Origin of the sequence: Laedolimicola ammoniilytica (assembly GCF_025567165.1) — a bacterium.
Taxonomy (GTDB): domain Bacteria; phylum Bacillota; class Clostridia; order Lachnospirales; family Lachnospiraceae; genus Laedolimicola; species Laedolimicola ammoniilytica.
The window spans coordinates 1-12,083 of sequence record NZ_JAOQKC010000038.1 but is presented as its reverse complement, the minus strand read 5'-3'; the positions used below and the strand labels follow the sequence as shown (position 1 = coordinate 12,083).

At 36.7% G+C, this 12,083-nt stretch carries 14 protein-coding genes and 2 pseudogenes; 2 read left to right on the top strand and 14 right to left on the bottom strand.

All coding sequences use genetic code 11. The annotated features are described in order from the left end of the window. Nucleotides 1–242: 242 nt before the first annotated feature. The 11 genes from OCV63_RS16885 to OCV63_RS16835 all read right to left on the bottom strand — a co-directional run bounded on the left by OCV63_RS16885 (nt 243) and on the right by OCV63_RS16835 (nt 6,551). Nucleotides 243–1,271, bottom strand: coding sequence for a type II TA system antitoxin MqsA family protein (locus OCV63_RS16885; RefSeq protein ID WP_262670949.1), 1,029 nt, complete (start codon nt 1,269–1,271; stop codon nt 243–245). Continuing rightward, nucleotides 1,249–1,557: a hypothetical protein gene (locus OCV63_RS16880; protein WP_158365374.1), complete on the bottom strand. Its 309-nt coding sequence runs from the start codon at nt 1,555–1,557 to the stop codon at nt 1,249–1,251. The genes OCV63_RS16885 and OCV63_RS16880 overlap by 23 nt, the downstream gene beginning before the upstream one ends. Before the next feature lie 152 nt (nt 1,558–1,709). Next, nucleotides 1,710–2,228, bottom strand: a complete 519-nt coding sequence (locus OCV63_RS16875) for a PglD-related sugar-binding protein (protein ID WP_158365373.1) — start codon at nt 2,226–2,228, stop codon at nt 1,710–1,712. Between the two features lie 29 nt (nt 2,229–2,257). Next, entirely contained in the window at nt 2,258–2,608 is a 351-nt protein-coding gene (locus tag OCV63_RS16870; RefSeq protein WP_158365372.1) for an arsenate reductase family protein, read from the bottom strand. Nucleotides 2,609–2,795: 187 nt separating this feature from the next. Next, nucleotides 2,796–3,047: a type II toxin-antitoxin system RelE/ParE family toxin gene (locus OCV63_RS16865; protein WP_158365375.1), complete on the bottom strand. Its 252-nt coding sequence runs from the start codon at nt 3,045–3,047 to the stop codon at nt 2,796–2,798. Between the two features lie 48 nt (nt 3,048–3,095). Next, nucleotides 3,096–3,386, bottom strand: a complete 291-nt coding sequence (locus tag OCV63_RS16860) for a DUF4160 domain-containing protein (RefSeq protein ID WP_158365371.1) — start codon at nt 3,384–3,386, stop codon at nt 3,096–3,098. Between the two features lie 2 nt (nt 3,387–3,388). Beyond that, nucleotides 3,389–3,610, bottom strand: coding sequence for a DUF7723 family protein (locus OCV63_RS16855; protein ID WP_158365370.1), 222 nt, complete (start codon nt 3,608–3,610; stop codon nt 3,389–3,391). After that, entirely contained in the window at nt 3,603–3,878 is a 276-nt protein-coding gene (locus OCV63_RS16850; protein WP_158365369.1) for a DUF7724 family protein, read from the bottom strand. The genes OCV63_RS16855 and OCV63_RS16850 overlap by 8 nt, the downstream gene beginning before the upstream one ends. A gap of 267 nt (nt 3,879–4,145) precedes the next feature. Then, nucleotides 4,146–5,378, bottom strand: a complete 1,233-nt coding sequence (locus OCV63_RS16845; RefSeq protein ID WP_158365368.1) for a sensor histidine kinase — start codon at nt 5,376–5,378, stop codon at nt 4,146–4,148. Between the two features lie 98 nt (nt 5,379–5,476). Further along, nucleotides 5,477–6,025 (bottom strand): hypothetical protein, encoded by a 549-nt coding sequence (locus OCV63_RS16840; RefSeq protein WP_158365367.1) that lies wholly within the window; start codon nt 6,023–6,025, stop codon nt 5,477–5,479. After that, nucleotides 6,018–6,551, bottom strand: coding sequence for an ImmA/IrrE family metallo-endopeptidase (locus OCV63_RS16835; protein WP_158365366.1), 534 nt, complete (start codon nt 6,549–6,551; stop codon nt 6,018–6,020). Before OCV63_RS16835 ends, OCV63_RS16840 begins: the two co-directional genes overlap by 8 nt. 228 nt (nt 6,552–6,779) lie before the next feature. On the opposite strand from OCV63_RS16835, the pseudogene OCV63_RS17825 reads away from it, so the two are divergent. Beyond that, a pseudogene (locus OCV63_RS17825) lies at nt 6,780–7,129 on the top strand (IS30 family transposase); the annotation flags it as partial. A 331-nt stretch (nt 7,130–7,460) separates the two neighbouring features. On the opposite strand, the gene OCV63_RS16825 reads toward OCV63_RS17825, so the two are convergent. The 3 genes from OCV63_RS16825 to OCV63_RS16815 form a co-directional block, all read right to left on the bottom strand. Then, complete coding sequence (locus OCV63_RS16825; RefSeq protein ID WP_158365365.1) at nt 7,461–8,576, bottom strand: DUF4062 domain-containing protein; 1,116 nt, start codon at nt 8,574–8,576, stop codon at nt 7,461–7,463. A gap of 63 nt (nt 8,577–8,639) precedes the next feature. Next, a complete protein-coding gene (locus OCV63_RS16820) occupies nt 8,640–9,476 on the bottom strand; it encodes a hypothetical protein (RefSeq protein ID WP_158365364.1) in 837 nt (278 codons plus the stop codon). Nucleotides 9,477–9,576: 100 nt separating this feature from the next. Continuing rightward, the gene (locus OCV63_RS16815) at nt 9,577–10,716 is read right to left on the bottom strand and encodes an MBL fold metallo-hydrolase (RefSeq protein ID WP_262670948.1); all 1,140 of its coding nucleotides are present in this window, start codon (nt 10,714–10,716) and stop codon (nt 9,577–9,579) included. Between the two features lie 449 nt (nt 10,717–11,165). On the opposite strand from OCV63_RS16815, the pseudogene OCV63_RS17820 reads away from it, so the two are divergent. After that, nucleotides 11,166–12,083, top strand: a pseudogene (locus tag OCV63_RS17820) (transposase); the annotation flags it as partial.

The following is a 12,083-nucleotide window of genomic DNA, read 5'->3' as shown; positions in this document are numbered from 1 at the left end:
CTCTGAGGTATTTTCAATTTTCAACATCCACGTTTTTTATTATACAGGAAGCTTCATTATCATAGAAGAATCTAATTTACAGAGATTTTCTCATAGTCTCGATTTGTAAGCTTCTCACCCTTATTATCATAGAAGAATCTAATTTACAGAGATTTTCTCATAGTCTCAATAAGAGGGACTCAGCCCTAGAATATAATCTCCCCCCAAGAGCAGGCTCACACCTGCTCTTGATATATTTTTTCTTATAGTTGCAGTTCTTTCGCATATTTAAAATCAATCATATCTTTCAATTTTGTTTTCTTATAGGCTTCCTCCTGGTGCATAAAATTCACAATTTCTTCGGTTGTCATCCTCCCCACCCGTTTTATCACCTTATCTAAAATTTCTTTTTCTTCTTCTGTCAGCGCCGCAAACACACTTGGGGTCGAAAGCTTGAAACGATATGCTGTTCCATCTCCCATCTCTATTTCTTCACAGGGTACTTCTTTCAATTCAATAATCGAATCATGTCCTATCGGCACTGCTCCCATAGGCAATGCCTGATACGCCAGGCCCGTGATCGCATGATCGCGCTGTTTATATGCCAAATTATCCCCATACCATAGCATCTTCATTAATTTCACTTTATATAATCCCTTTACCGCTGTTGAGGATGCATAATAACGTATCACATCAATTGCTTTATCTAAATTCAGCTTTGCATCACCATTATATTCTCTTTGGTTTTGTATCCTGGCATATTTAGCCGCTATTGCCTTTCGCAAATAAGAATCTTGAGCTGCCTCATACGATGTTGTAGCTGCAGTAACATATTTTTCGAATGCTGTAGAACTTAGGTTCTCTTTTCGTTCCTTCAACAGCTGCAAAAACCATTCCGGATCCTGTGCCAGTTTTCTTAAAATAGTGTCATGTGCTTTATCTTGTACCTGATAGCTTTCATATCTCGCAATTGTCTTCCCACCCCATCCCAGAAGCGCGCATAAATCGCTCTGGCTAATTCCGTATTGTTTACGGACAGCAATTATTTCATTCGTTGTCAAAAGCCCCATTGCCTTTCTATAGGCATCTTTCATTGCAATGTCATTTTTCTTTAGCATTTCCTCATTTGAATAAATTTCTTCCGTATTATCGCAATAAAAATATTCCGCTTCGTATCTAATTGGAGTGCCTTTAAAAGTACTTTTTTCCTCGAGCGCAATATTTTTTACTTCGTGAATTTCCATACAGGATAAGCATAATTTCTTTTCTTTACGAATGATTTTCATCTCCATTATTTTTCCTCCTATTGGGGAATCGTAAATCCTTTGCTGTTTTAATATATTCTTCAACTGTCAGTTTTCTTAATTCTCTTTTTAATGCAACTACCGGATCCTCATCTGGAAATAATTCTGCAACTGTATATTTGTTTGTATAACGTTCTTCTCTATTTTCATCTACTAATCTTCGCTCCTGGGAAGTGAGTCTTGCTCCGTTATCCAAAGCATAATTTAATTTTTGTATATATAATTTTATCGCTGCTTCGCTCTCTATTCTTGATTCCTGCACTTCTTTTTTCACACTACTCCCTCATATTCATTCGGTATCATTTGATACCTATATTATATTGCATATAGACTATTCCGTCAATAAATTTTAACATGTCCGTATTAATAAACGAGGATGAAAAGCCCGATTTAAAAGCTTTTCACCCTCGCTATCATAGAAAGCGTTTAATACCCTTTCGCAATTTCCCCTGCATCCAGCTTCGTCCCGGCCGGTATCACAGCACCTGCCTTGCAAATGGCTCCTGCATTGATATGACAATATTTCCCGATGGTCACATTATGATCGACAATTGCTCCCGGTGAGATAATGCAACCCTCTTCTATCACAGAATTGGAATTAATAATCGCTCCCGGCTCCACAACCGTCCCTGCCTTCACGACCGCAGACGGACTGATATACGCAGTCGGATGAATCAGTACCGGCACTTTCATCTCCAGCCTCTCAGCCTTTTCCAGAAGTTCCTTCCGGAATTGATTATTCCCGATACAGCAAAATACTTCCTCATAATTCCGTCCGATTTGTTCCAGTTCTGCCAACTTCCCCACCGCCAACTCTGACGCATCATCCAGAAAATCAATTTTTCCATACAGGGCTTCACCAGTTATGTCCTGCAAGGTATGCAAAATATCTGTTATTACGAAGGCATGTCCGCCTGCGCCTAACAGAAGGATGGATTTTGACATAGTTTAAGTTTCCTTCCTATTCAACTTCACTATTTCAATTTTTCTTTCCACTCCGCTTCCTTAAAACCCGGGAGTACCGTATCCTTCGTTACAATCAGCGATCGTTTTACCAACATTCCATTGGTCGCAAGTAACCGTAACTGCTCCTCCTCACTCATCGTAGGAAGCTTATCCTTAAGCTGCATTTCTTTATAAAGCATACCGCTGGTATTAAAGAATCTTTTAAGCGGAAGGCCGCTCCGTCTGTACCATTCGCTTAATTCGTTATGAGAAGGATTATCCTCCACAATATGCCGCTCTGTGTATTTTATATCATGTTCGTCCAACCATTTTTTAGCCTTCTGGCAGGTTGAGCATTTCGGGTACCAGATAAATAACATCGCTTCATCTCCTATCTGTTCAGTTCATCTATCCTTATCTATCTATTAAAAAGCTTGAAATCACTTAATAGTTCAACTTTTAGCATTATTCAACTTAATACTTCAACTTTTTCTGTCCAATTTAGTTGAACTATTATTTTAAACAATCGTATATATATCGTCCTTATTTGTTATCATGATTGTGTTATCAATCAAAAACTCTCGTAATATCCTGATACCGGTTAATCACACGATAAATCCCTACATACTCGTTTCCTGCCTTGTAGATAATCACATAATCTTCCCATATCGCATATTTATAATCTGTCCGAAAACTAACTCGTTTTGAAAGATCTGATCCCATTCCTGGAAACATCTGAAGATTTTCAAATTTACCATAAATTTCCTTTATGGTCTTTGCTGCATATTCTTCGTTATCTTCAGCAATATAATCCCGAATATTCTTTCAGCTCCTGTCTTTGACTTCGTGTTGTTTCTACTACTTTTATTATACAGGATGCTCCTGTCCATAATATCCTTTTTCACTATACTCTGACCATTTCATATACATTTCTTTATAATTCTCTTTTATAAAAGCCTGTATCTTAGCAATTTCTCTATCGTTCAAAATTCCTCTGTTCTGAAGTTCCGTATCTCCGTTTTCCCTTACAAAAAATTTTGCTGACCCTGCTTCTGTCAGCTTTCTGTCACTGGCATGAACATGCATACACTCAATTACACAAAAAGATGTAAAATACAGATAATAACCAGCAATCTTAAATTCATAATATTTCGGCATTATCACTCCTCCATAAAGCGCTTATTTTTATCGTAATAATCCTTCACAATCCGAATTTCAATGTCATCCATTGTCGTTTCCAGCGTGTCCCCTTCCTTCGATATTACAAGCGCTTTATCCGGTCTGTTCAGGTTCAGAATCCGAAAACCTTCCGGACATTTCGTAAATGCATATCCATTGACAATCAATTCTGCCTCATCGGCAATTTTAATAACATCAGGCATTTTCTATTCTGACCTCCTTAATTGACTTCAAGAAATTTTCCGGCTGAATATACAGATTTTCCAATATTGGAACCAAATCAATATATTCTTCTTCACTTTCTTCTCTGTGACTGTATTTTGCCATGACCACAAGATACCCCGCATCCCATTCTTTGATATCTGTATACTTTTCCAACGAATAGGGTGCCCTAAATCTTATTGTATATTTACCGTAACGAAATACAGTAAATTTGTCTTTATTGCTCAAAAATGCACATCCTGCAGCCATTGTCCCACTTCCTTTCCTGTTTTTATCTTATCATAAAAGGTGCGTAAAAAGAAGTCGAAATATTTAAAGACTTTGCCCAAGGTATAAGACACTGCCAGAGTATATCAGAAAACCAGAAAAAAAAAAAATAGACCGGCCGCGAGAGCGGCCGGATGGTTAGCATGGTACTTGGGGTTCACCGGTTACCATATATCAGCTCTAAGCCTTCTCTCTTCATTCAAATTACCCGCCAGGTAATTTATATTATACTCTATTATAATATATGCGTCATCTTCTGCTTACATCTTCAGAAATTACAACTATCCTCTCTTCTAGTCTGTTCTTCCATCTATGTAGGCATTCATTCAAACGCTTATATATGTCCTCAACCCTGTCATCCTGTAAATTCGAGAAATAGATGAATACTTTTCTTTGTGCTTCACTCCGTATTTTCTCTTCAAGCGCTTCCAAAAGTTGATGGAGCGCACTATAAGAGGCACCAAGAAATCTCTTGTTCTTAACCGTTCGCCCTATGTCAATAAAATAATATTTAAATTCCCCGTCCGGATATAAATATTCAATATTAGTAACCAACATAAGATCTGGCACTCTTATTTCACTTAATTGATTAACATCAAACACCGCATCATCAAACTTAATCCTGAAAACATTCTCATTCTTCTCATATGATGCTTCCATTTCTATTTCTGGATAATCATAGCAGATTTTATGCATTGCAATACTTCCGCCGCCACTTATCTCTTTTGCTTTCAAATCCAACGGACTATATCTCACCCCGTTATCAATAATTGTAATCGCATTCTCATCTATTTTCAGGCGGCATTGATCTGCTTTTCCATGCTTCTGCGCATTATAAATAATCTCCCAGATTAGGACTTTTATATCATTCCACACCCTCTTCTCTAACGATGTGCATATATTCTCCAATGAAGGAATTGCTTTCTCAAATACTTTAAAATTAATCGTACAGCAATTGCCTTTCATATACTTTTTCATCCAGGAATTATCCGGCGTTTTCTCCGGTTTCATCTGCTGCTCTAACATCACTTTTCGATATATCAACTGATATTTATCTCTCGTACATACGTGTATAAAACATTTTTCCCATATAAAAAAGTCCTCATCATTCACTTCTATTCTCATTGTACTGCTAAGCAACTGCCGTGTTATTTCCCTCGTACTGACATTTTCAATGCTTCTTACCTGTTCCAAAAACGAACTCATAACAAGCTTTTCATCAAATGCATATTCTTTTTCCATATAAAATCTATTAAAAATATCCGCAAACAGTTGATATGTCAAATATTCATCTGATACATCTTCAGAGGCTTTTAACATCGTCTTTTTTATCATATCCCAGGTCGCACCTGCTTCGATACTGATTACAAAGCTGATGAAGTTTGGATTATTTAATAATGTCGATATTGCTTTCCATATGTTCATACTATTTTGACCTTTTAATTTTCTTGTTTCCTTGAGAAAGAATCTTGCCTCTATCATAACTTTGCACTATATACCAAAAAGCCACAGCAGAATTCGCTTCCGCTGTGGCCCGCTCCCATCAGATTCACCCTATTAACTACACGCTAAATATCCTTTTAACTCTTCGTCTGAATATCTTTTAAAACTTCCTCTGATTGAACCATTGATTTAACCCTGATGTTTTCTTTCTTATGTTCCAGATCATTGTTTTGAATAATTTCAACAATCCTTGTTATATATTCCTCTTCATTTTCCGGGAATACATACTTTGTTATGATTGTCATGATACCTACAATCAACGTCAAAAACGTCACACATACCGAGATAAGCTTGGCAACATTCCCTGCAGACATTTCATTTTTTGTAATACATATTCTAAACATCAGTATAACAAAAACGATGCAAAATGTAAGCAAAATCAATATACAGATTCCCAGTAAAATTCCTTTGTACCATTTATTACTTTTGATTTTGAACTGATATGCTTCCACATAATGTGTCAATAATTCTGTTATTTTTTCATCCCGTAATCTTTGCTGTTTCGTCGTATATTCATCTATATACTCACGACCCATTTCCTGATCATTATTAACTTCCTGAATAAAATTTACGGAATTTAATATTTGAGAAATATTTTTTCGATAACTTACTTTTCTGTTATGCAATATCAAGCTCCTCAAAACGCCGCTTTACCATAGGCTGCGTAACGATAAATTTATCTGCCAGGAGAACTATCAATTCCTCCTCAGACAATCCCTTCCCTTTCAATTCATCGTATTTTGTCTTGAACTTATCCCTCGGCATCAACAGATTGGCCGCAAAATAGTCCGCCTCATTTTCCGTTTCATCTTTTCCCTTTGCATGTTCTCTGTGTGCATACATTCCATGATCCTGTTCCCGGTTATAATGAAGCATATAGTGGCCGATTTCATGGGCAACTGTAAACCTCTTCCAGGTTAAATCATTCGCCGCATTTACACCAATCAGCTTATCTGTCTTTATCCCCAGGATCTCCTTTTGTCCCTCCTGGATAATAATAAATCCATCCATACCTTCATCCAAACCAGCGCTCCCTACTGCAAATCCAAGTTTTTTGGCAACCTCGACTACATCTACTGCCTCATTTGTATCATCATAGGAAATATTCGCAAGTGTGTCACTTGCCTTTTTCTCAATTTCAATCTTGTTCATACTTATCCCTCTTGTTTTACAATAAGCTATACTGTAAATATATTCATCTTATCTTTCAAATATACCTGCTTTTTAGTCTATCTTACCATTAAAAATATGTCAATAGAAGTAGAGTTGCATTCGGAAGTCTGAAAAATGAAATTGTGAATTCCACTCCCCAGTGGAATTCTCTCTCGCACAATTCACATTTACTCTTTCACACATTCATGCTACCTTTATCTTAACCCTGAATTCGGAGATCCAGATTCATTGGAAACAGGGATAACCGGATTCCAGCGCTCCAACATTTACTATTGTGATCCTATGCGTAGTGGGCAAAAAGGCGGTATTGAACAGGCTCATACCATGCTTCGTATGGTACTCCCCAAAAAGACAAGCTTTGAATTTCTGACTCAATGGGATGTAAATCTCATTGCCAGTCACATCAATTCCACTCCCAGAGAAAGCCTGAATGGACACCCCCGTATTCCGTTACAAAAGAAACATTCGATGAAGAGGTCTTAAAAGCATTTCAGCTTAGGGAGATTGACCCCGACGAGGTTCATCTGACACCTAAGCTGATCCGCTTCAACCGATAATCCATCAAAAAATCTGCTGTCAGGGTAGAACTAGATTTTTCACACATTTCCCATGCGTCCGGTGGAATTTAGTCACGCACACTGAACTCCAGCGGTCTCTTTTTCATGCCCTGAAACTGAGTATTTTTTGAAAAGACAGCTTCATTATAGCAGAAATCCTTTGTTTTATCACTATAAGTGGCTTTAAAAATCAGAATTTTAAATATGGGATGAAATTTACTGCTGCACTGGAATTTCGGATTTCAAGTCAGCCGCTGGCTTTTCCGTTTCCGATAACTCTTTTCTACATACGCCGTCTTTCTATCATATTTCTTGTTTTTATTCTATTATATCAAGTTTCAAACTCTTTTAACTCCTCGATTGGAGCTTTAGACGTATCAATTCTTAAATTATCCTTTAACCAATCTGCTTTTCTGTAACCAGTTCCAGTCAATTCAAATATTTCGCCTTTATATCCTACAGCTTTAACCCATCCCCATTCTATAAGTCTATCTAAAGCCTCTTCCCATCTCGCTGATTCTCTTTTTGAATTATCAGCCATAAACTGGTTACCTGATGTAAAAATCTGAGTTGGTGAACTAAGTGTCCGTATCTTTATAATTTGACCATTTCCATCGGCAGCATACACTAATAGAAAAGCTGAGTCTATAGGAACAATATCATCTTGAGCTATACTTAATTTATTTTCCTTTAGCTCGCCAACATTTAACGCATCCTCTTCAACTCGAAACAATTTGGGAATATCTTCACTCGTTGCTGTAGGCATTTCTTTCCAAGTCAACCGATTATTCTCTAAATCTGCAAGTCTACTGCAAAATTGAGAAAATATTGCTTTCATATCTTCTAACATTTTTTGCTGATGCTCTCCAAGTTCAACATTTGCCTTATTACGTCCTTCTGCCTCCTCGTTAATTATATCTACTATATCTCGATATCGAACCCACCCAACATTATCATCGACATAATTGGCGGCATTTCTAAACGTCGGCGACGCCACATACTTTAGACTATTTAAATCTGTGAAAAAGTCAACAGTATTCTTATCATTTTTGACTCTTTCTCTAAACTCATCCAGTCTTTTCATTTTTTCGTATTTATCATTTCCAGTATCCTTCTCATTTTCACTAATAGCTGAAGATTGCTTAATCAATACAAGCACTGGTAATCCCTTGTTTTTTGCGTAATTATATTCCTTTTCAGTATAACTTATACCAGTTTCTTCATCAATTGAACCATACCTAGCCCCAATAACAAGGAGATAAAAATCACACTCATCAATCATTTTTGTTATAACATTCCATTGACTTGTGGGGGCAGCGTGAAATTGCTCCATTCCTACTGGAATAAAATTATTCTCTAATGCTACACCTACCAATGCCTGTCTTTCTTCCTTAAGGTCTTCATAAGTAGAACTTATAAAAATAGAAAACTTTCGCCTGTTCTTCATATCTGTATTCTCCACTCCTCAATTGTCGAACATTCACTACTGTCTATCTCTCAATCATACTTCCTATTCTTCGGATTTATCTATGTATGTTTTTCGAAATTCCGAATAATTCCACATCAATAAATCTTTTTCTTTCTCAACCCACTTTTCAGTCAATTCTACATTTTCATCACGCACCCTATTTTGCATCTCGTTCAATTCTGCACACAAATTATCCGCTGTCGGTATATTTTTCAATAATGTCTGCATAATAAAATATTCTTCATTAGCTTTTACTCTAATGGCCATTTCTTTTATTCTTCTTTCTTCATGCAAAATATCAACATACGCTCTTTCTGTTCTATTTTTTTCAGGTATTACTCTATTCTTACTTGTCATAGGAACATAGCTTTGCAGTATTTCGAAATGAATATCAAACGTATGCTCCTCCTCTTCTTGTTCGCTCAATCGTTCTGCCACATGCTCTTTTCTTTCCTCTAGCTTTTCTAATTCAATATTTGCATAATAATATTTTGATATATCAGTAATATATACACCTAAATGATTTGCTATCTCATTTGCAAACTTTTCCCTAGACTCTTTATCCCTTCGTTGAATATCTGATTGCAATTGTATATTCATAGCATCATTGTTTTCCTTTTGGATATTCAAACTTGTTTTCACTGTATACCACATTGCAATCAATGTACCTAACCCACCTAAAATTCCGCCAGCATAACTGCCAAGAAATCCTGCCCATTCACTATTTGTCAAATTTGATAATTCTGGATTTTCAAATATACAATACTTAAATATAATAGGTATTATAATACTTAATATAATGTATATTCCAATAACAATTATCATTGTTCTCCATGAATTATTTTTTTTAATTTTTACCTCATTTTTCTTTTTGTACATTTCATTTTCATGACGCTGTTAGTTCAACAGCCTCATACTCCCTTATTATAAAAGAATCTAATTGACAGCTATTTTCTCATAGTCTTTCTTAGGTAAAATTTTAGTTGTCTATCTCTGTCCAAACCTCTGTGTTTTCCCTTGCCGTAATAATGTGCAAAGCTTCTGTAGATCTTCCAAAACAATCCTTTACTATTTTGGACGGATGTTTTCCTTTCCCATCTGCTCCTACCGAAACAATATAATGGCATCCTGTTTTAATAAACTTTGCATTGAAATTATTCTGAGATCCATGATGCGGTAGCTGAATGACTCCCGCTTCGTCCCAATAATTTTTATATGCGTTTTTCAACCTATCCCATTTTTCATTCCCGGATGCATCATAATCCCCAGTATACAAACAGCCACTATTTACGCTTGCATAATATGCATCCATTTCATCTTCTCCATATACCATCTGTACCAGTTTGCCTTCTCGCTTTTCACCTGAAAACAACGTCATTGAATTCGTGTTTACTTTCTCCGGCATTGATTTGTATACCAGTTTTATTTTTTCTCTAGTTATTTCATCCGCACTTTTCCAAATATACCCCAGTTCTTTTTCTAAATCATTTATGTCGCCTACATATCCAAGCACTACTTTCAATTTTTTCAACAGTTCTTGTATCTGTTCTTCCCTTTTAAAGTTAAACGGTATATAATTCCACGTTACCCTGTCTTTTCCTGAACTCCATTTGCTTCTTTCCTCTCCTAAAATCTCTTGTGCCAAATTATTTCCAGATTGTCTTTTATCCTTTTTATTTGTATTATCATCTAAACTATCGTTCTCGAGTATTTCTATAATTTGTGGCCTATGATCCTCTTTTAACTTTAGCCTCTCAATAGCCTTGTCTGGAGCACGCAACAAGCTTCTAGTAAAACCACCAACTCTTCTTACTGCAAACGCAATTTCTAAAATATTACGCTCCGACTCCGTAACCATTGGCAAATACAACTTTTTTACCTTGCAATATTGAAGTAAATATGGTAATCCTTTCACATGATCTCTATCAAAATGTGATATTACTACCGCTTCTATTTCTTCCTCCCGTTTAAATATCTTTTGTATCCATTCCTCTAAATAAGCAACACTTTTCATAGAACCGCAATCATATACCACATAAATCGTTTTTTGACCATCCCCCAAAAAACTTTCTACATAAAATGCCCCATGTCCTATCGGAATAAAACACCTTTTTATCATATGCATCTCCACTTTTCTTATTGTTATGCCTGCATTGATTCATAAAGATTTTCTGGAATTTATCTCATCCTTATAATAAGCTATAACCTCAGATATTGCCTGCATAAACACTATCCTTTGCTTTTCTGGATATTTTGCAACATCCAGTAACAATCTCTTAATCATTCTTTCCTTTTGCTATCCCCCCTAATAGCAAAAAGCCCAATAAAACACTCTCTGTTTTACTGGGCCAATTATCAAAGTACATTCTTAAATAATTTATACTTATTTTACCACTTTATGGTAAAAACAACAAGCTTCAATTACCTCTCTAGTTTTTCAGAAAAATGAAATTGTAAATCCCAGCCTCTTAATCCCCAGTGGAATTCTCTCTCGCACAATTCACATTTACTCTTTCATACATTCATGCTACCTTTATCTTAACCCTGACAGCAGTGGAAGGAGTTTTTATGAGTAAATATATTCCCGGAAATCAAAAACATCTCTCACTGCAGGATCGTATTTATATTCAAAATGAGTTGTCCAAAGGCTCCTCTTTTAAGGATATTGCCCGTTTCTTATACAAGGATACAACTACCATCTCCAAAGAGGTCAAATCCCGTCGGCTTTCTGATTGGTGGCATAAAGGTACCTTCTATAATGCCCATAACTTCTGCATTCATCGGTACCATTGCAAAAAGAAAAATGCCTGTGGAAAAATTGTTCTCTGTGGCGTGAAATATGCTTCCTGCCCCACCTGCAACCAAACATGCCCTGATTTTGAAAAAGAACGCTGTAACCGTCTGGACAGGCCCCTTATGTCTGCAATGGCTGCACAAGGCTTATAAACCATTGCACGATTGCCCAGGGACAGTCTCCTTATCAGATCATCACCAACCATCCGGAACTGGACATGTCGGTCAGAACAGTCTACACCTATCTCGATATGGGCCTTTTTACATCCAGAAACATTGATTTAAAACGCAAGGTAAAATTCAAACCAAGGAAGGTACACAAAACACAGATTTCTGACCGGAAAGTTTTTATTGGCAAAACTTACTCTGATTTTTCAGAACTACACCTGGATTCCTTTGTGGAAATGGATACCGTTCACTCCTTCAACGACTCCGCTAAAACATTGCTTACTTTTTTCTTCACCAGAGAAAAACTATTCCTGGCTTTTCTGATGAACCGCAACACGGAAGGCGCTGTAAGATATCCTAACCGATCGCGGTTCTGAATTCGGAGATCCAGATTCATTGGAAACAGGGATAACCGGATTCCAGCGCTCCAACATTTACTATTGTGATCCTATGCGCAGTGGGCAGAAAGGCGGTATTGAACAGGCTCATACCATGCTTCGTATGGTGCTCCCCAAAAAGACAAGC